This is a genomic window from Novosphingobium album (ex Hu et al. 2023), assembly GCF_022832385.1.
Classification (GTDB): Bacteria; Pseudomonadota; Alphaproteobacteria; order Sphingomonadales; family Sphingomonadaceae; genus Novosphingobium; species Novosphingobium album.
Map to the genome: position 1 here is coordinate 1 of NZ_JALHLE010000009.1, position 19,562 is coordinate 19,562.

General features: G+C 63.6%; 19 protein-coding genes. 10 read left to right on the forward strand and 9 right to left on the reverse strand.

The window, feature by feature from the left end:
• The first annotated feature begins 114 nt into the window (after positions 1–114).
• Positions 115–414 carry a hypothetical protein gene (locus MTR64_RS07565; RefSeq protein WP_243992450.1) on the forward strand — a complete coding sequence of 100 codons (300 nt, stop codon included), beginning with the start codon at positions 115–117 and terminating at the stop codon, positions 412–414.
• A 42-nt stretch (positions 415–456) separates the two neighbouring features.
• Here MTR64_RS07565 and ribA read toward each other — a convergent pair whose 3' ends face one another.
• From ribA to MTR64_RS07605, 8 genes are all read right to left on the reverse strand, one after another.
• On the reverse strand, positions 457–1,491 hold the full coding sequence (gene ribA, locus MTR64_RS07570; protein WP_243992452.1) for a GTP cyclohydrolase II: 1,035 nt from the start codon (positions 1,489–1,491) through the stop codon (positions 457–459).
• A 32-nt stretch (positions 1,492–1,523) separates the two neighbouring features.
• On the reverse strand, positions 1,524–2,303 hold the full coding sequence (gene xth / locus MTR64_RS07575; protein ID WP_243992454.1) for an exodeoxyribonuclease III: 780 nt from the start codon (positions 2,301–2,303) through the stop codon (positions 1,524–1,526).
• Between the two features lie 454 nt (positions 2,304–2,757).
• Positions 2,758–3,414 (reverse strand): LolA family protein, encoded by a 657-nt coding sequence (locus tag MTR64_RS07580; protein WP_243992457.1) that lies wholly within the window; start codon positions 3,412–3,414, stop codon positions 2,758–2,760.
• 42 nt (positions 3,415–3,456) lie between these two features.
• Positions 3,457–3,624 (reverse strand): 50S ribosomal protein L33, encoded by a 168-nt coding sequence (gene rpmG, locus MTR64_RS07585; RefSeq protein ID WP_086490179.1) that lies wholly within the window; start codon positions 3,622–3,624, stop codon positions 3,457–3,459.
• A 145-nt stretch (positions 3,625–3,769) separates the two neighbouring features.
• Positions 3,770–4,552, reverse strand: coding sequence for a polyphosphate kinase 2 (ppk2, locus tag MTR64_RS07590; protein ID WP_243992459.1), 783 nt, complete (start codon positions 4,550–4,552; stop codon positions 3,770–3,772).
• Between the two features lie 18 nt (positions 4,553–4,570).
• Positions 4,571–5,383, reverse strand: coding sequence for an undecaprenyl-diphosphate phosphatase (locus MTR64_RS07595; protein WP_243992461.1), 813 nt, complete (start codon positions 5,381–5,383; stop codon positions 4,571–4,573).
• Positions 5,384–5,516: 133 nt separating this feature from the next.
• On the reverse strand, positions 5,517–7,649 hold the full coding sequence (locus MTR64_RS07600) for a M13 family metallopeptidase (protein ID WP_243992463.1): 2,133 nt from the start codon (positions 7,647–7,649) through the stop codon (positions 5,517–5,519).
• Between the two features lie 105 nt (positions 7,650–7,754).
• Complete coding sequence (locus tag MTR64_RS07605; protein WP_243992465.1) at positions 7,755–9,587, reverse strand: ABC transporter transmembrane domain-containing protein; 1,833 nt, start codon at positions 9,585–9,587, stop codon at positions 7,755–7,757.
• Between the two features lie 192 nt (positions 9,588–9,779).
• Between MTR64_RS07605 and MTR64_RS07610 the strand changes: the two genes are divergently transcribed.
• From MTR64_RS07610 to MTR64_RS07635, 6 genes are all read left to right on the forward strand, one after another.
• Positions 9,780–11,024, forward strand: coding sequence for a polyhydroxyalkanoate depolymerase (locus tag MTR64_RS07610; RefSeq protein ID WP_243992467.1), 1,245 nt, complete (start codon positions 9,780–9,782; stop codon positions 11,022–11,024).
• A 97-nt stretch (positions 11,025–11,121) separates the two neighbouring features.
• Positions 11,122–11,757, forward strand: a complete 636-nt coding sequence (locus tag MTR64_RS07615; RefSeq protein ID WP_243992469.1) for a murein L,D-transpeptidase catalytic domain-containing protein — start codon at positions 11,122–11,124, stop codon at positions 11,755–11,757.
• Positions 11,758–11,846: 89 nt separating this feature from the next.
• The gene (locus MTR64_RS07620) at positions 11,847–12,449 is read left to right on the forward strand and encodes a TetR/AcrR family transcriptional regulator (RefSeq protein WP_243992471.1); all 603 of its coding nucleotides are present in this window, start codon (positions 11,847–11,849) and stop codon (positions 12,447–12,449) included.
• Between the two features lie 77 nt (positions 12,450–12,526).
• Complete coding sequence (locus MTR64_RS07625) at positions 12,527–13,516, forward strand: XdhC family protein (RefSeq protein ID WP_243992473.1); 990 nt, start codon at positions 12,527–12,529, stop codon at positions 13,514–13,516.
• Positions 13,513–14,094 (forward strand): nucleotidyltransferase family protein, encoded by a 582-nt coding sequence (locus tag MTR64_RS07630; protein ID WP_243992475.1) that lies wholly within the window; start codon positions 13,513–13,515, stop codon positions 14,092–14,094. Before MTR64_RS07625 ends, MTR64_RS07630 begins: the two co-directional genes overlap by 4 nt.
• Before the next feature lie 47 nt (positions 14,095–14,141).
• Positions 14,142–15,293, forward strand: coding sequence for a 12-oxophytodienoate reductase (locus tag MTR64_RS07635; protein ID WP_243992478.1), 1,152 nt, complete (start codon positions 14,142–14,144; stop codon positions 15,291–15,293).
• 262 nt (positions 15,294–15,555) lie between these two features.
• Here MTR64_RS07635 and MTR64_RS07640 read toward each other — a convergent pair whose 3' ends face one another.
• Positions 15,556–16,296, reverse strand: coding sequence for a TetR/AcrR family transcriptional regulator (locus MTR64_RS07640; RefSeq protein ID WP_243992480.1), 741 nt, complete (start codon positions 16,294–16,296; stop codon positions 15,556–15,558).
• A gap of 255 nt (positions 16,297–16,551) precedes the next feature.
• Here MTR64_RS07640 and MTR64_RS07645 point away from each other — a divergent pair, with 255 nt between their 5' ends.
• The 3 genes from MTR64_RS07645 (at position 16,552) to MTR64_RS07655 (ending at position 19,530) form a co-directional block, all read left to right on the forward strand.
• Positions 16,552–17,436 carry a TauD/TfdA dioxygenase family protein gene (locus tag MTR64_RS07645; RefSeq protein WP_243992482.1) on the forward strand — a complete coding sequence of 295 codons (885 nt, stop codon included), beginning with the start codon at positions 16,552–16,554 and terminating at the stop codon, positions 17,434–17,436.
• Between the two features lie 42 nt (positions 17,437–17,478).
• Entirely contained in the window at positions 17,479–18,555 is a 1,077-nt protein-coding gene (locus MTR64_RS07650) for an LLM class flavin-dependent oxidoreductase (RefSeq protein WP_243992484.1), read from the forward strand.
• An 84-nt stretch (positions 18,556–18,639) separates the two neighbouring features.
• The gene (locus MTR64_RS07655) at positions 18,640–19,530 is read left to right on the forward strand and encodes an SDR family NAD(P)-dependent oxidoreductase (RefSeq protein ID WP_243992486.1); all 891 of its coding nucleotides are present in this window, start codon (positions 18,640–18,642) and stop codon (positions 19,528–19,530) included.
• The last annotated feature ends 32 nt before the right edge of the window (positions 19,531–19,562 follow it).

A 19,562-nucleotide genomic window follows, 5' to 3' on the forward strand; every position in this document is an offset into this window, starting at 1 on the left:
GGCCACCCGGCCCGCCTGCCGGACAGCACCGCACCGCCCCTCGCCTGAACCGGACCAGCTGCGCCGCGCCCTGCCGCGCGCCGCATTCTCATCCTGTTCAGAACGAGAGAAACCATGAATCCGCAAAACGCCGGCGTCATCGCCGACGAAGAGCGCGCCCGCATCGCCGCGCTCCTCATCCGTTATCCCGACAACACACCGGAGGAACTTGCCGAATTGACCAACTGGTTCGACCGTGTCGCCACCCCGCTGGATCTCGGTATGCTCGCCTCGAACCCTGATGCAGCGAAGCAATATCGCGCCTACCGGGCACAGCACATCGACCGATTCAAGTTCAAGGACATGACCAGGGCCGCCCTGTTCATAGGGACAGTTTCAGCCGTGATCGCAGGCATAGGCCTGCTGATGCCGTGAGCGGATGCCGGGGTGCCCACCGGCACTCCGGCCCAATTATCATCAGAGCAGGTGGCCTGTCCGGTCCCGCTTGGTTTCTAGATAGCGGGCATTATGCGGGTTGGGCGGCAACTGGTGCGGCACCCTTTCAGCCACATCGACTCCTACGCCCCTGAGCGCCTCGACCTTGGCCGGATTGTTGGTCATCAGCCGGATCGCATGGACTCCCAGCAACTCCAGCATCCGCGCCGCGACCGGGAAATCGCGGGCTTCGGTGGGCAGGCCGAGACGGTTGTTGGCATCGACGGTGTCGAAACCGAAATCCTGAAGACGGTAAGCGCGCAGCTTGTTGACTAGACCGATGCCGCGCCCTTCCTGCCGCAGGTAGAGCAGCACGCCCCAGCCGCCCGCCCGGGCTTCATCCGCCATGGCATGAAGTGCGGCATGAAGCTGCGGCCCGCAATCGCACTTGAGGCTGCCGAGAATGTCGCCGGTCAGGCATTCGGAATGCAACCGTACCAGCGGCGCCCTGTCGCTGTTCTGCTTGCCGATCACAAGGGCGACGTGCTCTCGCAAATCGTCGAGTGCGCGGAAAGCGACGATTTCAGCGTCCTCGCAAGCCTCAACCGGCAGCCGGGCGCGTGATGCGATCTGGAGGCGGCCGGTATCCTTCCATTCGGCGAGATCGGCAGGCGAAACGTCCTGCACCTCGCCTTCAAGAACGGGAGCAACGAGGAACGCTGGCAGAATGCCTGCAAGCCGGGCGAATTCCATCGCGGTGCGGGCCGTCTCGATGTCACCGATAGGCTCTGCGGCGAAAGGCCCCTTCATCGGGTGAACGAGATCCAGCGCCGGATCAGCGACGGCGCGGGCGGTTTCCAGATCGAACGGTTCGGCCGCGCGGATCAGCACCGGAGCCTCGGGCACGGCCGCCTCGCGCTGGTTTGCAAGCTTGAGCGTCACCGCCCGCGCCGCCGAGATCAGCATGCGCGGCGCCGTGGTCCCGGTGGCGAAGCCGGTCTCGGCGGGCAACAGCACCGCGCCGTTGCCCACCCGCACCGGCCAGCCGTGGCGCAGCGCATCGAGCGCCAGTGCCACCCGGCGGGCACCGGGAGAAGGCAGCGCTGCGTTCAGAGATCGAACTCCGTGATCAGCGGGATGTGATCGCTCGGCTGTTCCCACTTGCGGGTTTCCTCGACGAACCAGTGCCCCTTCGCCTGCGGCGCGAGGTCAGGAGATGCCCACATATGGTCGAGGCGGCGGCCCTGATCCTTGTTGCGCCAGTAGCTGCGATAGGACCACCAGGAATAGTTGCGCTCGGGCGCCGGAATGAACTGGCGGCCGAGATCAACCCAGCCGTGGGCATCCTTGAACCGGTTCAGCGTCTCCACTTCGATCGGAGTGTGGCTGACGACCTTGATCAGCGCCTTGTGATTGTAAACGTCGCACTCGAGCGGAGCGATGTTGAAATCGCCGACGATCAGCGTCGGCCGGTCGATCTTGTCCGCCCATTCGGTCATGCGGCCGAGGAAATCGAGCTTCTGGCCAAACTTGGGGTTCAGTTCGCGATCGGCAATGTCACCGCCCGCGGGGATGTAGACGTTCTCGAGAATCATGCCCCCCTGCAATTCAACGCCGACATGGCGAGCCTCGCCATTGTCTTGCCAGTCGTGGCGGCTGAACTCGGTGAACGGGACTTTCGAGACGGTGGCGACGCCGTGGTAGCCCTTCTGCCCGTGGATGGCGCGGTGGGTATAGCCAAGGCGTTCGAACATCTCGTGCGGGAAGAGGTTTTCGGCAACCTTGATCTCCTGCAGGCACAGCACATCGGGCGCGTGCTCGGTCAGGAACCGCTCGACCTGATCGATGCGGAGGCGGACGGAATTGATGTTCCACGTAGCGATCTTCATGCCGCCGGCTTTAGGCACCGCGTTCCGGAAATGCCAGAGCCCCCTTCGACAAGCTCAGGATGAGCGGGCGGAGATGTGCATTTTTGGCCTGCATTTTTCGTCCGGCCGGAGCGAGAATGGTACCGAGCGAGAACCGGCGCGCAGCGGCCTTCTGGCCGTGAGCACCGGAAGCGCAGCGAGGTGCCGCTCGCAGCCCGTCCGGGCGGGAAAGGCGGGTCAAAAACAGGAAAACCCTCGAGCCGGGGGCAGAGGCTCGAGGGTTCCTGTAAGCGTTCGTCACGCTAGTATCAGTACAGCCGGTTCAGGAGGCGTGGGCAACAGGGGGGAAACCCGCCTCAAGCCGTACTGACCGGTTCACATTAGGCCTGACTGCCTTGCTGTTAGGTGAACGATATTCAGGAAACTGTCGCAATTTGTCGCGGGCCAGCGGCACCTTGCGGCAAACCGCCGTTTTCTATCGACGAGACTTCCTGCGCGGGTCCGTCCAGCGGAAATCGCTGTCTGTCACAGGCACTCCGTAACGCTGGTTGGAGAGCGCAATCGTGGTGCGCTGATTCTGCGAATCGAGCGCCACCCAATAGGTCAGTTCGAGTCCGCCCGGCGCGGAGGCCTTGCGGGTGAAAATCAGGGTGATGACGCCATATTCGGGATGGGACTTGTCCCGCACCTCGACACTGATGACGTCGGGATTGCCCGTCGGCAGGACCTTGCCGAACTTCGCCACGTCGCGGCGCGGATCGAGCAGCGCGCCCAGCGGGCTGTCGCTGATCGGCCAGCGCTGCACCTGATCGACGGCATAGTCGACCAGCGTAAGCGCCTTGCCGTCGCCCACGATCAGCATCTGCGCGCTCTTTTCGTACTGGAAACGAATGCGGCCCGGTCGCTTTAGCGTCAGCGTGCCGCGCACGGTCTGCCCCTTGCGGTCGGTCTGGATGAAGTCCGCCTTCATCGTCGAGATTCCGCGCAGGGCTGTGACGGCCTGGTCCAGCCTGCCGGTCTCCGCCGGACTCGCGGCAATGGCAGGAACTGCCGGAACAAGGGCAGGAACGGAAAGCGCGGCCAAAGCGGCCGCGCCAACGCAATTGCGAAAGGTCTGGGTCAGGTTCTTCATGGCTATGTCCGTAGGTACACAGCCTTGAATGGCCTGTGAACCTTACTTGATCTTGGCTTCCTTGAACTCGACGTGCTTGCGAACGACGGGATCATACTTGCGGAAGGTCATCTTCTCGGTCGTGTTGCGCGGATTCTTCTTGGTGACGTAGAAGAAGCCGGTGTCGGCGGTCGAGACCAGACGGATCTTTACGGTTGCGGGCTTCGCCATGGCGGGTTCCTGTAATCTCTCGTGTTAGCCGCCCTGGCAGGTCGGCCTGTTCCGTTGAAAAACTTCGGGCGGCAACAATGCGCCGCCCTTCAAGGCTGCGGCCCATGCGTCAGAGAGGGGGGAAAGTCAAGCCGGAGGGGGCCTATCAGGGCAGCGGAAACGGCTTGATTGGCTCCAGAGCGCCGAATTTCTCCGTCTTCGGCTTTCCATCGAGCGGCATCATCTCCAGTTCGGGCGGATCGCAGCGCGTATCGGGCAACCGGTCGAGCAAGTCGCGAATCAGGGTAAGGCGGCCATGCTTCTGGTCGTTGAAGTCCACCAGCGTCCACGGAGCATGCCGCGTATGCGTCGCATCAAGCATGTGCTCGCGCGCCTTGGTATAGTCCTTGTATTTCTCGCGCGCGGCCAGATCGACCGGGGAGAGCTTCCAGCGCTTGAGCGGATCATCCAGCCGCTCCCTGAGGCGCTCTTCCTGCTCTTCCTGATCGCAGGTGAGCCAGTACTTGAACAGCAGGATACCGTCGTCGGTCAGCAGCTTTTCGAACACCGGGGCCTGCCGCAGGAATGCCTCCACCTGCGGCTCGGTGGCATAGCCCATCACTTTCTCGACGCCCGCCCGATTATACCAGGAACGGTCGAACAGCACGACCTCGCCCGCGGCGGGCAGATGCGGGACATAGCGCTGGAAATACCACTCCCCGCGTTCGCGCGCGCTGGGGGCGGGAAGCGCCACCGTGCGGCACTGACGGGTATTGAGGTGTTCCAGGATCGCGTGGATGGCCCCACCCTTGCCGGCAGTATCGCGCCCTTCGAACAGCACCAGAATGCGTGCGCCGGTGGCATCGGCCCAGCGCGCCATCGACACCAGTTCCTCCTGCATCGGCTCAAGCAGGGCTTCGTAGTCCTTGCGCCCCAGTCCCTTTCCCATGCTGGCCTCCCTTGCCGGTTAGATTCGCGCGAGCAGGAACAGTGCCGCCGCGCCGGCAACGATACGATACCAGGCGAAGGGCGCAAAACCCGACCGGCTGACGAAGGCCATGAATGCCTTGATGACGACCAGTGCCACCACAAAGGACACGAAGAAACCGATCGCGATCTCGTTCCAGCCCACCGGACCGGCGCCCGCAGCCAGTTCATGCCGGGCGCCCCACAACTCCAGCGTGGTCGCGCCCATCATCGTCGGCACCGCGAGGAAGAAACTGAACTCGGCAGCAGTGCGACGCTCCACGCCCATCGCCAGCGCCCCCATGATCGTGGCGCCCGAGCGGCTCACGCCCGGCACCATGGCCAGGCATTGCGCCACGCCGACACCGATGCACTTGACCAGGGGAAGTTCGGCCACGCCCGTCAGCGGTCCCTGCTTCGCGACTTTTTCGATCCCGAGAATGGCAAAGCCGCCAATGATCAGCGCCCATGCCACCACACTTGGCTGACCGAGCAGCGCGTCGATGTAATCCTTGAGCATCAGCCCGATCACCGCCGAGGGCAGAAACGCCACCAGCACATTGCGCACGAAGCGGATCGACGTCGGGTTCAGCTTGAGCAGCCCCATCCCAACGGCCCAGAATGTGCGCCAGAACTGCACGATCACGGCCAGAATCGCACCCAGCTGGATCACGATATTGAAGGTCGACCACTGGGCGGCATCGTAGCCGAACAGTTCGGTGGCGAGGATGAGGTGCCCGGTCGATGAGACCGGCAGGAACTCGGTGAGGCCCTCGACGACGCCGAGGAGGATCGCAGTAAAGGTCAGGTCCATCGGCGGCAGGTCATGCCCGACGGGCCGGGCAAGTCAACCCGGCTCGCGCTGCAGCGCAAAAATTGTTGGGAGAGTTCATACTCCATGGGACCGGGCGGCACGAGGATCCTTGCCGGTCCCATGCAGCAATTCGCTACCAGATACGCACGCGCTGCTCCGGCGGCACGTAAAGCTTGTCGCCCGGCTTCACATCGAACGCCTTGTACCATTCGTCGAAGTTCCGGACGATGCCATTGATGCGGTAGTGTTCAGGCGAATGCGGGTCGACGATGAGGTATTGGCGGGACTGCTCCTCGCGTGTCTTTGAGCGCCAGATCTGCGCCCAGGCCATGAAGAATCGCTGGTCCCCGGTGACGCCGTCGATCACGGGCGCTTCCTTGCCGTTCAGCGATAGCTTGTACGCGCGGTAGGCCATGCTCAGTCCGCCAAGGTCTCCGATATTCTCACCCATCGTGAGCTTGCCGTTCACACAGGTCTTGCCATCATCGAACGGACAGAACTGGTCGTACTGCGCGCCCAGCTTGTCCTGCAGCTTCTCGAATGCCGCCTGATCGGCAAGCGTCCACCAGTTGCGCAAGTTGCCGCTACCATCGGACTTGGCGCCCTGATCGTCGAACCCATGGCTCATCTCATGCCCGATCACCGCGCCGATCGCGCCGTAGTTCACCGCCGGATCGGCCGTGAGATTGAAGAACGGCGGCTGCAGGATCGCGGCCGGGAAGACGATCTCGTTGAAGCTCGGGTTGTAGTAGGCGTTCACCGTCTCGGGCAGCATTGCCCATTCGGACCTGTCCACCGGCTTGCCGATACGGTTCATGTCAAAGTCTGTCTGCCACTTGCCCGCACCGATCATGTTGCCGAGCGGATCAGTGCCCGAGAAGGTCAGCCCCTCATATTCCTTGAACTTGTCGGGCGCGCCGATCTTGGGCGTGAAGGCATCGAGCTTGGCTTCGGCCTGCTTGCGGGTTTCCGGCCCCATCCACGTGAGGTCCTTGAGGTTTTCCGCCATGGCCTTGCGCAAGTTGGCAACCAGGTCCGCCATCGCCGCCTTCTGCTCGGGCGGATAGTACTTTTCAGCGTAGATCTTGCCAAGAAGTTCGCCCGCTTCGCGCTCGATTGCGCTGATCCCGCGCTTCCAGCGAGGACGCTGCTCAGGCTGGCCAGTCAACGTCTTGCCGTAGAAATCGAAACTGGCGGCATCAACGTCGCTCGGCAGGACAGACGCGTGATCGCTCAGGAAATGCGCCGCGAGATAGGCCTGCCAGGTGGACACCGGAACCGTGTCGAACAGCCTGGCCAGTGCGGGCATACCGCCGCCGAACAGCGTCTGCGCCTTCGCCGCATCGATGCCTGCCGTCTTCAGCTCATCCGGCGTCGGCGGCATCTCACCGACGATGACGTAACTGGCCTTGCCCGCGCCCACCGTGTCGAGGAACGTCTTCAGCAACCCGGGCGCACCCAGCGCCTCGAAATCAGCGACCGACAGCTTGTTGTAGGTGAGATCGCGGTTGCGGGCACCGGCGCGGTCCCAGTCGGTCTGCGCTATGCGCGTTTCGAGCGAAAGTACGGCCTTGGCCGCAGTGGCGGGATCGGCATACCCGGCCTTGCCCAGCATGAAGGTCAGGTAGTCCAGATACTTCGCGCGGATTTCCAGCGAGCGCTTGTCCTGCTTCAGGTAGTAATCGCGATCGGGCATGCCCAGGCCGCCGATGTTGGCGTGCAGGGCGTAGATGTCGCTCTGCTTGGAATCGGCGTCCACCCAGGCGCTGACCGGCGAGGCATAGCCGGGCTCGCCGAACAGGCGCATCACATCAGCCGGGGTCTTCGCCGCGTAAATGCGGTTCAGATAAGGCCGCGCCGGAGCGAGCCCGGCCTTCTCGATGGCGTCGGTGTCCATGAAGGACTTGTAGGCCGCCGCCACGCGCGCCGCGTCGGAGTCCTCGGCGGGGCTCGAGGCCAGCAGACCGTCGACGATCGCGTGCAACCGCTGCTGCGACAGTTCGTTCAGTTCGATGAACGAGCCCCAGCGGGTACGGTCCGCAGGCAGCTTCACCGAAGCCAGCCACTTGCCGTTGACATAGGCATCGAAATCGTCACCGGGCTTGACGGCGGCATCCATCCACTGGGTCTGGACACCGAAGTCGCCCCAATCCGTCGAAGGAGCGAGCGGGTCCGCGCCTGCAAGGGCTGGCGCAGCAGAAAGCGAAAAGACAAAGGCGGAAACGCTTGCCGACGCGGCAAGGGCACGGCCCAGAAGGTTGCGCATTGACGACCTCTCAATCAGGAAAGGGCTTGTAAACCGGACCCGGACGGCCGGTCATATATGCGCAACATAATTTCCGGATCGCGCAACGCCAGTCCGGAAATGTCGTTAGCCGAGCGGCATCAGCCGTTCGTCGAACTGCAGCGAGGCCAGACGCGCATAAAGCCCGCCCGCAGCAGCAAGGCTTTCATGGTTGCCCTGCTCGACGATGCGTCCGTTTTCCATGACGACGATCCGGTCCGCCTTGCGCACGGTGGCCAGGCGGTGAGCGATGACCAGCGTCGTGCGGTTGGCCATCAGCGTATCCAGCGCTTGCTGCACCAGCTGTTCACTTTCCGCGTCGAGCGCACTGGTCGCTTCGTCGAGCAGCAGGATCGGCGCATCGCGCAGCAGCGCACGCGCAATCGCGACACGCTGGCGCTGGCCGCCGGACAGTCGCAGCCCATCCTCGCCAAGGAACGTGTCGAGCCCTTGCGGCAGCTCTTGCAGGAACTTCTCGGCATTGGCCGCCCGCGCCGCTTCCCAGATCGCGGCGTCATCCGCCATCCAGTTGCCATAGCGCAGGTTGTCGCGCGCGCTTGCGGCGAAGAGCACACCCTCCTGCGGCACCAGTGCCATGCGCTGACGGATCGCGGCGGGATCGGCGGAGGTCAGCGGCACGCCGTCCACCTTGATGACGCCACTCTGCGGATCATAGAAGCGCTCGGCGAGCTGGAACAGCGTCGACTTGCCCGCGCCGGACGGGCCGACGATCGCGACGGTCTCGCCCGGCTCCACCGTCAGGCTGAAGTCGTGCAAGGCCGCCGTATCGGGCCGCGAGGGATAGCGGAAGGTCACGCGCTCGAAGGCGATCTTGCCACGCGCCGGTTCGGGCAGAACCAGCGGACGCGCAGGAGCCGAAATCTGCGGGCGTTCATCAAGCAACTCGGCCAGACGGCTGGCCGCACCGGCGCCGCGCACCAGATCGCCATAGACGTCCGACAGCGAACTGAAAGCCCCTGCCACCAGACCGCCGGTGATCACGAAGGCGGCGATGGTGCCGCCGGTGATCGTGCCTTCGGCCACGCCGACCGCGCCGCGCCACATCATCAGCGTGATGGACCCGAAGATCAGGAACATGATCACCGCGGTCATGATCGCGCGGATCGTGATACGGCGCTTGCCGGTGGCGAACGTCCGCTCGACTGCCCCTGCAAAGCGATCGAATTCGCGGGCTTCCTGATTGAACGCCTGAACCACGCGCAAGGCGCCGAGTACTTCGGTCGTCATCGCGCCGATATCGGCCACCCGGTCCTGACTGCTGCGCGACACTGCGCGCAGACGGCGACTGAACAGGACGATCGGCGGCAGGACTACCATGATCGTTCCCAGCAATCCGGCCGTGAACAGAGGTGCCAGAACGACAAGGTAAATGGTTCCACCTACAGCCATGATCGCGTTGCGCAGAGCGATCGAGACGCTCGTGCCCACGATCTGCTCGATGATCGCGGTGTCGGCGGTCATGCGCGAGGAGATTTCCTTGGGGCTGTTGGTCTCGAAGAAGCTCGGCGACAGCGTCAGCAGATGGCGCTGCACCCGTAGGCGGATATCGGCGACGACCCGCTCGCCAAGCCATGAGACCATGTAAAAGCGGATCGCCGTACCGACAGCCAGCACACAGACGGTCGCCAGCAGGATCAGGAACCACTTGCCGATAGCCGAAGGGTCTGCCCCTTGCGCGAACCCCTTGTCGACGATCTGCCGGAAACCCCAGGGAATCGCCAGCGTGGACGTCGCCGTGACGATCAGCGCACATAGCGCCGCCAGCGAGCGACCGGGATAGTTGAACAGCTGCCCCCAGACCATACGCAGGGGGCCAAGACTCCGGCGGCGCGGCGCGGAAATCTGTTCGGCGGGTGTTTCGCTAGCTGGCGGTGCGGCCATGCCGGGGTTGGCGTCCATGCCGCGCGCCCATACAGCGTCCTGCCGCTCAGGGAAAGGCCCGTTGCCCGAAGGACTTGCAGGATTTCCGGCGGTTCAAAGGGAAATTCGACCGGCACAATTCGGAATTGCCGCATTGCACAAGAGGATCCGAAACCCCAAATAGAGTGCCATAAGACTGCACGACCGGCAGGCCCGGCCAGGAGACGTATCTTGCTGTACAATGCATATGAACTGCAGCGCACCCTGTTGAACGGTGCTGCTGCCTGGGCCTCCGTCAGCGCGGAGATTCTATCGAATCCCTCGCTGCCAATGGGTTATTTCGGGCTTGGAGCGTCGATGGCGTCTGCCCTGGAAGTCTTCGCCCATGCCACGATGCCGCGCGGCAAGCCCGATTTCGACATCGAGGAGGTGACGGTTGGCGGTAAGAGCCACGATGTCGTCGAGTCGATCATCGTGCACCGCCCCTTCGGCAACCTGCTCCGCTTCAGCCACGACGGCCTGCCCGCCAATGCCCCCAAACTGCTGATCGTCGCGCCGATGAGCGGCCACTTCGCCACGCTGCTGCGCGGCACGGTGGCGCGCATGCTCGAATCAAGCGTCGTCTACATCACCGACTGGGCCGACGCGAAGATGGTGCCGATGGAAGCCGGTCATTTCGATCTGGACGATTACATCGATTATCTGATCGAGTTTCTCCAGCACATCGGTCCGGGGGCACACATGCTGGCCGTGTGCCAGCCGTCTGTGCCGGCATTCGCCGCCGCCGCGGTGATGGGCAAGCACGAGGATCCGTGCCGTCCGGCCACGCTGACCATGATGGGTGGACCGATCGATACCCGCGAGGCGCCGACCAGCGTCAACGACGTGGCCATGAACCAGCCGCTTTCGTGGTTCGAACACAATGTCATCGCTACCGTGCCGCTGACTTACCCGGGTTCTGGCCGCAAGGTCTATCCGGGCTTCCTGCAGCTGGCCGGGTTCATGTCAATGAACCTGGGCAACCACATGATGAGCCACTACGGCATGTACAAGCATCTGGTCGAAGGTGACGGCGAAAGCGCGGCAGCAACCAAGGCGTTCTATGACGAGTACCGCTCTGTCTGCGACCTTACCGCCGAGTTCTACCTCCAGACCGTCGAGCACGTCTTCCAGCGCCACTCGCTGCCCAATGGCGAATTCGTCCATCGCGGTGAAGTGATCGACCTTGGCGGTATCCGCGACACTGCACTGCTCGCCGTCGAAGGCGAAAAGGACGACATTTCCGGCATCGGCCAGACCAAGGCAGCTCTGCACCTCGCCCACAATCTGCCTGAGGAAAGCAAGAAGTACTACATGGCCGACGGCGTGGGGCATTACGGCATCTTCAACGGCAGCAAGTGGCGCAAGCATATTGCGCCCGTCCTTGAAGACTGGATGCGTCAGAACCAGCGCAAACCGTTGAAAATCGTCGCCTGAACAGCGATGATGTGACGCCGGGCTGAGGCCATCGCTTGCATGCGATGGCTGGCCCGGGGCCCCGGGTTGTGTTAAATGTGTCGCCATGGACCGGTCGATGCAACGAAGAGCGTTCATCAAGGGCGGATTGACGGCAGGCGTAGGCCTGACGCTGGGAGGCCGCGCAGTTGCCCAAGAGGCAACCGCCGTGGCCGCGAGCGTTTCGCCTGTGACACCTTACCAACGCCGCGTGCTCGATGTCGCGGCCAGCCAGATTCAACGGGTCGGCTCGAAAATCTGGCGCAACGATCTGGTCGGCATCGCCGATTTCGCTCAGCCCTCGTGGAAGCCGCGCCTGCACTTCGCCAATCTGGAAGCGGGAACCGTCCGGTCTTTCCTGCTCGCACATGGCAAGGGCTCCGATCCTGAGCACAGTGGCTGGCTCCAGAGTTTCTCGAACATGCCCGGCTCGGAAGCGACCTCGCGCGGGGCCTTCCTCACCTGCGAATGGTACAAGGGCAAGTACGGCACCTCTATCCGGCTGGTGGGGCTCGACCCGGACAACTCGCTGGCGCTCGAACGTGCGATCGTCATGCATCCAGCCTGGTATGTCGATCAGGCGATGATCGACAAATGGGGCAAACTCGGCCGCAGCGAAGGCTGCTTCGCCATGAGCAACGAGAACTTCAACGAAGCGCTCTGGCACTTGTCCGGCGGACGCCTGCTTTTCGCCGACCGCATCGGCGAAGGCTGAAATTCCTGCCTGAATCCGCACAGCGAACGAACGCCGCCAACTTCCGGGCGGGAATCGACACTTTTACGACAGAGTGTTACGGGACATTCATGGAGGGCACCCTGACATCCGCAAAGCGCGCCATGCCGACTGACGCGCGACAGATTCGTTCGCGCAAGGCGCTAAATGCCGCCTTGCTCGCGCTTCTTGAAGAACGCTCGTTCGACCAACTCACCATCCGCGAGATCACGGCCCGGGCAGGAACGGGTTATGCCACGTTCTTCCGGCATTATCCGGACAAGGAAGCGCTGCTGAACGACATTGCGACCGACGAGATCGCCAACTTGCTCGCGATGACCGTCCCGGTGCTCTATCAAACCAACAGCTATGAATCGACCATGGCCCTTTGCCGCTATGTCGCGGAGCATTCACGACTGTGGTCGGCGCTGCTGACCGGAGGTGCCGCCGCGATCGTGCGCGATGAATTCATCCGTCAGGCGCGTGCGCTGGTGGAAGAGGCACGGACAGGACCCGACTGGCTGCCATCCGACCTCGGCGTTGTTCATGGCACCGGGTCGACGTTCGACATCCTCGCCTGGTGGCTGGGTCAGGAGAACGACCTCAGTGCCGAAGACGTCGCAACGATCCTTCACCGTCTGGTCATTGCGCCGCTGATCGGCGACAAGGTTGAAAAGCGCGCTGCCACACAATAGTTGCGATACACAATGTATCACTTTCTCACCTGCACAGACAGTCGCGCCACACCATGCCACGACAGGATTTGGCTGGCGTGACCGGCACCATCGAAAACGGTGACTGGCCGACATTCGGCTGGACTGACGACATTCGTCCGGCGCTGGCTGACGCGGTTGCCGCTGGCCAACCTGCTGCACTCGCAACGCTGTTCAAGGTAGAAGGCAGCGCTCCGCGCGGGCCAGGTGCGCAAATGCTGTTCACTTCCGGCCCTGATGGCCAGATCGCCGCCACCGGCTACTTCTCGGGTGACTGCATCGAAGGCGACGTCGCCGGTCACGCCGCGGAAGTGCTCGTGGACGGCAAGCCGCGCCGCCTGCATTACGGCACCGGCAGCCCGTGGATCGATATTCGCCTGCGCTGCGGCGGTGCTCTCTTCGTCCTGCTTGAGCGCATCGATCCCGCCAGCACCGCAGTTGCCAACCTGCTGCGCCATGCCCGCGAACGGCGGGTGTGCCGGTGGGACAGCGACGGCCTCACCTCCAGAGTGCTTGAGGGCACCGGCCCGCTGCTGGCATTCGAGGACAATCCCGCGCGCATCGTGCGGCGCTATGATCCGCCCCGGCGGCTGATCGTTACAGGCGGCGATCCAGGCGCTCTGGCCGCCGCGCAACTGGGGGCGCTGGCTCGTTTCGAGACCATTCTGGTAAGGCCGCAAGGACCGGAAGCACCACCACCCTTCCCGGTCTCGCAGTATTTGCGGACGGCGACAGCGGAAGCCGTGGCCACTCTGGGCGTCGATCGCTGGACTGCCTATCTCGGCGCCACGCATGAGGATGAGCATGATCTTGGCGGCTGTCTCGCCGCCCTGCGCGGCAAGGCCGGCTATGTCGCCATGATCGGTGCGAAATCGCGCGCACCGGGACGGCTGGCGGCACTGGAAGCGCTCGGCGCCACGCCGGAAGAACTGGCGCGACTGCATTTGTCGCCGGGCATCACCGGCCTCGGCAAATCGCCCTGGGAGGTCGCGACCGGGATCATCGCCGAGATCATGCAGGCCCTCAATCCGGCGAGCGAGCGGGCGTGAACCTCGTCGCCGTCGTCCTGGCGGCGGGCCACGCCACACGCTTCGGCAGCGACAAGCTCAGCGCGCTGCTGGACGGCGAACCCCTGCTGTTTCATGCGATCCGCGCCGCCCGCGCCGCGCCGGTCTCACGCGTGATCGTCGTCGCCCGGCCCGGCCTCGAAACCGGAACGTGGCCGGATGCCCCCCCGGTCGAAGTCGTGCGCCTCGACAGCCCGGCCCTTTCGGAATCGCTCAAGACCGGGATTGCCGCAGCCGCCGGTGCGAACGGCGCCTTCATCTTCCTCGGCGACATGCCCGTCGTGCCGCATGGGGAGGCGGCCCGGCTCGCGGAGCTGATGGGCTCCGCTTATGCCGCCCTGCCCCGGCATGACGGCCGGCCGGGCCACCCGGCCCTGCTCTCCGCCAGAGCGTTTCCCGACATCGTCAGCTTGACCGGAGACGAAGGCGCGGGCCGCCTGCTGCGGACACGCAGCGACGTCGTATTTGACGACTGTCCAGATCCCGCCATACATTTCGACGTGGACCGGCCCGAGGACCTCGGGTGGCTGGCGAGCAAGGACCGGGCCCCAGAAAACTGAAAGCGCCGCGCGCCAGGGACCTCGCGGCTCCGCCGTGGAGAGCGTCCTTGACCGATTTCAGCCCCCTGTTCACGCCGTTCCGGCTCGGCAAGTTCACCTTGCCCAACCGCATCGTCTTTCCGCCCATGGGCCTGCAGGTCTGCGAAGGCGGCGTACCGGGTGACGAAGCGGCAAACTACTACGCCCGGCGCGCGCAAGGCGGGGCAAGCCTCGTGATGACCGAGGGAGTCTATATCGATCACCCCTCCTCCGGCGACAATCCGCTGCTCGGCCGGTTTCACGGCGAGGACGCCTTTGCCGGATGGCGCAATGTCGCGGCCAGGGTCCATGCCAAAGGGGGCATCTGCGTACCCGAACTATGGCATGTAGGCCTGATCTACCGGGGACCGGACGTGCTGACCGGCGGGCCCGTCGCCTTTCGGCCCGAGCTCGGGCAGGTCAGCCCCTCCGGCTATATCGATCCGCAGAACAAGGTCTGCGACGGCATGACCCAAGCCGAAATCGACGCGGTCATCGCCGCCTATGCTCGCGGCACGCGCAAGGCCGTGGAACTCGGCTTCGACGGCATCGAACTACACGGTGCGCACGGCTACCCGATCGACCAGTTCCTGTGGAAGGCGCTCAACCACCGCACTGGCCGCTATGGCGGCTCGCCGCGCGCGCGGGGCCAATTCGCAGCCGAGGTCATCCGCGCCTGCCGGGCCGAGCTGGAACCCGGAATGCCTCTAATCCTGCGCCTCTCGCAATGGAAGATGGTCGACTACAACGCCCGCCTTGCCGAGAGCCCGCAAGAACTGGAGGAGCTGCTCAGCCTGATCGTCGAGGCCGGGGTGGACCTCATCGACTGTTCGCAGCGCCGGTTCTGGGAACCTGCGTTCGACGACGGATCAGACCTGAACCTTGCGGGCTGGGTCAAGAAGGTGACCGGCGTGCCCACATGCACGATCGGCTCGATCGGGCTCGACAGCGATTTCTTTTCCAACCTCGGCGAAGGCAGGACCTCGCAGCTGGACCTCTCACGCCTCGACGACCTGATGCGCCGGTTCGACCGCGGCGATTTCGATCTTGTCGCCGTGGGCCGCGCCATGATTGCCGAACCGGACTGGCCCAGGCTGGTGCAGGCCGGGCAATTCGACCGGCTCAAGCCGTTCTCACCGCAAGCGCTGGACGATGCGCTGATGGCGCATGTGACTTCTTAGGCCGTAAACTCATAAACGGCACCGTCGAGGCGCCCAAATGGCGAACATATCGGGCCAAATTGCCCGCCGGGAAGGCTGGTAGCCTTTCCAAGGGCGATTTGGTTCGAGATGGAAGCCATTTGGGCGTCGCGAAGCGATTTGACCAAAATGGCCCATCGCTGCGTCGAGAAGTCTTGAAATATCGACATATTCCTTCGCCTTCTCTCCTTGCGCTGAGCCATTTTGCCTCAAACCTCGACGGTGCCGTTTATGAGTTTACGGCCTAATCCCGGACCAGCCGCGCGGCCTCGTCGATCCGCGCTCTCGCTTCGCTCAGCCTCTCCTCGGCATCGCGCAGCACGCGCCGCAGTTGCCCCGCCTCGCTCTTCGCGGGAGGTCCCGCCTCGTCGAGCAGCCCGTGCAGGAACAGGCGCACGCAATAGCGCGTGTGATGTTCGATCGAAGCCATTTCCATCCGCATGCCCCACGCTGCGTTGTTGGCCGGTCCACCTACCACAATGTTGAGAAAGGCCTGCGCGGCATCTTCTGCCTGCGGGAATTCGCCGCCCTCGTCGCCAAGGCGCCGCCGGAACAGATCGGCGAGGTAATGCAGCGTCGGCTCGGTACCATGCCGCACGTTCTCCTGCGCGATCTCGGGCATCGCCACCGATTCCGCATTGGTGAGGCGCAACAGCCGCAGGCCCGCCGGGCCGAGAACATTCTTCACCAGCATTTCGCCGATGCGCATCAGACTGGCTTCGAAGTCGTCGCTTTCCTGCGCGCGCAGGCTTTCCACCGACACGATCCATTCGTCGATCGCGCGGCTGAGCGCGGCCTTGAACAGGCTCTCCTTGTCGCCATAGCGGGCGTAGACCGTGCGCTTGGCCATACCCGCGCTCGCGCAGATCGCATCGATGCTGGTGCCGGAAAACCCCTTATCGAGAAACAGGTCGAGCGCCTTGTCGAGCAGCTCCTCGTTGCTGAGCGATGGCCTGCCGGGTCTTCTGCGTTCGGGCTGCTCCATTATGTCCGGCGCCTTCCTGTCACGGCCAAGTGCTCCTCGCTGCTGATCCTGTCCCATCTGGCACACCGTAACGCGTTGGGAAAGCCGCAGCAAATTATTTTAAAACGCATAAGGTTTCAAAATGTACATGAGACGTGATTTTTGATCGTGACGAGGGCACGAATCAGTGTTATTGAAACGATCAAGGTAACAATCAAACGCCATCGGACCGCATGCAAGGCGCGGCCGACCCATGCAACCGGGAGCGGAGAGGAAATGACAATACCGTCAGTGGACCTGACGCAGAGGATCGGGTCCGAACTCAAGCTGGACAAGGCCGCGCTGCTCAGCGGCGAACGCGCGCAGGAAATCCGCAAACTGCTGGTCGATCGGGGCGCCCTGATCATTCGGGGCCTGCACCTCAACGATCAGGAACTGCGCACCGTGGCCCGCACCCTGGGCGATCTGCGCATTGGCGGCTCCAAGCGCGGCGCCGACGGCAAGACGTTGAACGAAGGTGACGAGGGCATTCTCAAGGTCAGCCTCGACCCCAAGGTCAACCCGGAATACGCCAGATTCCTGTTCGGCAACCACCTCTGGCACATGGACGGCACCTATGAGGAAGTGCCGCCCTTCGCCACGCTCTTCACCCCCTACCGGCTTTCCGAACGGGGCGGCGACACCATGTTTGCCAGCACTTATGCCGCTTACGAGGACCTGCCTGTGGACGAACAGGCCTGGCTCGAAACGCTGCGCGTGGTCCACACCATGCAAGCCGCGCTGTTTCCCGCCAAGCGAGACTGCACGCCCGAGGAATTCGCGTTGTGGTGCAGCTATCCGCAGCGCTCGCACCCGCTGGTCTGGCAGCACAAATCGGGCCGCAAGTCTCTCGTGCTCAGCACATCGGGGGCCTGGGTCGAAGGCATGCACCCGGCCGAGAGCCACGATCTGCTGCAGCGGCTGATGCTCCACGCAACGCAGGACAAGTACGTCTATCGCCACAAGTGGCAGCTGGGTGACCTCGCAATCTGGGACAACACCGGCATGATGCACCGCGCCATGCCTTTCGAGGCAGGCAGCAAGCGTGAATTCCACCGCTGCACCCTCAACGGCGAAGAGCCGGTGACGGCCCCCGCACAAATGGCAGACGCGGCGGCCTGAAGCCGCCTCACGATACACCCGAATTCACGAGGAGAGAGATCAATGCAGGTAGGCGTACATCTGGGCTACCAGAACCTTCGCGGCGAAAGCGACATGGAATTCTTCCGCCGCGAGACTCAGCTGATGGTCGAGGCCGAGGCCATGGGCTTCGACTTCGCCGCATGTGTCGAGCACCACTTCACCGACTATGCGGCCTGCCCCGACCCGGTTCAGGCGCTGAGCTACGTCGCGGCCAAGACCAAGACCATCAAGCTGATGCCCGCCGCGATCATCCTGCCCTGGAACGATCCGCTGCGGGTGGTCGAGAAGATGGCCATGCTCGACAGCCTGAGCGAGGGCCGCGCTGTGCTCGGCATGGGCCGCGGCGCCGCCCGCCGCGAGTTCAAGTCGTTCGGCCGCGATCTGGCCGACAGCCGCGAGATCTTCGATGAAGCCGCTCTGATCATCATGGACGGGCTGGAGACCGGAATCGTCAAGGCTGACACGAAGTGGTTCCAGATCCCCGAAACCGAAATTCGCCCGCGCCCCGAAGGCTGGAACCGCGACCGCGCGGTGATGGTCTCGATGTCGCCATCTTCCGCCGAAGTCGCTGCCGACTATGGCCTGAAGGCCCTGCGGTTCAGTCAGGGCGACTGGTCGAAGGCCCTGCCCGAGATCAACAACTACCGCGACACCTTCAAGGCCAAGCACGGCAAGACCGCACCGCCGTTCATCATCTCCGACTTCATGGTCTGCTTCGACAGCAAGGAGAAGGTGACCGAGTACACCGACAAGTACTTCGCGGCGCAGTTCCTGCAGGTGGCGAACCACTACGAGTTCATGTCGGACCACTTCAAGTCGCTGCCGAGCTACGCCACATATGCCTATATGGGTGAAGCCGCCGAGGCGCGTGGCGGGGCGCACAATGCCTACAAGGACTACATCGGCGGCAACCTGATCGGCACGCCCGAGGAACTCTACGAGAAGCACCTCGAACGCAAGCGCATGGTCGGCGACTACGAGATCATCGCCAACTTCAGCTTCGGCGGCATGCCCTACGAGGATGTGTACGAGCAGATGAAGCTCTTTGCCGACAAGGTCATGCCGAAACTGAAAGCCGAAGAGCCCGTTATGGCATAACGCTTCGACACGCCCGCCGCTGCGGTGGCGGGCGTGTCCGGCCGATAAGGGGCGGAACGAAGAACAAGCGGGAGAAGAACAGGCATGACCGAAATCGCAGGTCGCACGGCTGTCGTCACGGGTGGCGGTAATGGGATCGGGATGGGACTGGCCAAGGAACTGGCCCGTCAGGGCGCCCGGGTCGCCGTCACCGACATCATGCTGGAAAACGCAGAAAAGGTCGCCACCGCTATCCGCACCGCAGGCGGCGAAGCTATCGCCTTGGCCTGCGACGTATGCGAACGCCGCTCGATCAACGCCATGCATGACGCAGTTCACGCCGCCTTCGGTCCGGCGCAGCTGCTGTTCGCGAATGCCGGAGCAACCTCGTTCGAACCGCTGATGGAGATGAGCGACGACGACGTCGACTGGATCCTGCAGGTCAACCTCCACGGGGTGATGAACACCACGCGCGCATTCCTGCCGGACATGATCGCCGCCGGGGAAGGCCATATATGCGCGACCGCCTCGATGGCGGGGCTGCTGCCCGGCTGGATCCCTGTTCATGCGCCCTACTCCGCCGCCAAGGCCGGGATCATCGGACTGATGATGAACCTCGGCCTCGAATTGCGAGAGCACAACGTCTTCACCACCAGCTATTGCCCGGGCGGCGTGGCCACCGGCATGAAGGACAACAACGCCCGTTACCGTCCCGCGAAGTTCGGCGGTCCGGGTGAGGCAGAGGTGCATGTCAGCGAGGCCTCGGCCAACGCGAAGTCGATGGCGTTCTATTCGCCCGATGCGGTGGCGCCGATGGTGCTTGATGCCGTCCGGAACAATCGTGCCTTCATCTTCGATCATCCCGAACAGCGCGCCGAGTTCCGGCGTACCTATTCGGGAATTGTCGAGGCCTGCTATGATGCGGCAGACCAATGGCACGCGGAACACGGCACGCCAGATGCCAATCCCGAAGGTGCAAGGCTGGTGACGACCTGATCGAGAGACCCGCCGGCGGAAATTGAGGAGAG

Bases quoted from the DNA above. Each gene is read 5' to 3' on its own strand.
- MTR64_RS07640 (WP_243992480.1), bottom strand. From the start codon at position 16,296: ATGGAGCAGCCCGAACGCAGAAGACCCGGCAGGCCATCGCTCAGCAAC.
- rpmG (WP_086490179.1), bottom strand. From the start codon at position 3,624: ATGGCGAAGCCCGCAACCGTAAAGATCCGTCTGGTCTCGACCGCCGAC.
- MTR64_RS07605 (WP_243992465.1), bottom strand. From the start codon at position 9,587: ATGGACGCCAACCCCGGCATGGCCGCACCGCCAGCTAGCGAAACACCC.
- MTR64_RS07600 (WP_243992463.1), bottom strand. From the start codon at position 7,649: ATGCGCAACCTTCTGGGCCGTGCCCTTGCCGCGTCGGCAAGCGTTTCC.
- xth (WP_243992454.1), bottom strand. From the start codon at position 2,303: ATGAAGATCGCTACGTGGAACATCAATTCCGTCCGCCTCCGCATCGAT.
- MTR64_RS07650 (WP_243992484.1), top strand. From the start codon at position 17,479: ATGCAGGTAGGCGTACATCTGGGCTACCAGAACCTTCGCGGCGAAAGC.
- ppk2 (WP_243992459.1), bottom strand. From the start codon at position 4,552: ATGGGAAAGGGACTGGGGCGCAAGGACTACGAAGCCCTGCTTGAGCCG.
- MTR64_RS07565 (WP_243992450.1), top strand. From the start codon at position 115: ATGAATCCGCAAAACGCCGGCGTCATCGCCGACGAAGAGCGCGCCCGC.
- MTR64_RS07595 (WP_243992461.1), bottom strand. From the start codon at position 5,383: ATGGACCTGACCTTTACTGCGATCCTCCTCGGCGTCGTCGAGGGCCTC.
- MTR64_RS07645 (WP_243992482.1), top strand. From the start codon at position 16,552: ATGACAATACCGTCAGTGGACCTGACGCAGAGGATCGGGTCCGAACTC.
- MTR64_RS07615 (WP_243992469.1), top strand. From the start codon at position 11,122: ATGCAACGAAGAGCGTTCATCAAGGGCGGATTGACGGCAGGCGTAGGC.
- MTR64_RS07620 (WP_243992471.1), top strand. From the start codon at position 11,847: ATGGAGGGCACCCTGACATCCGCAAAGCGCGCCATGCCGACTGACGCG.
- MTR64_RS07655 (WP_243992486.1), top strand. From the start codon at position 18,640: ATGACCGAAATCGCAGGTCGCACGGCTGTCGTCACGGGTGGCGGTAAT.
- MTR64_RS07580 (WP_243992457.1), bottom strand. From the start codon at position 3,414: ATGAAGAACCTGACCCAGACCTTTCGCAATTGCGTTGGCGCGGCCGCT.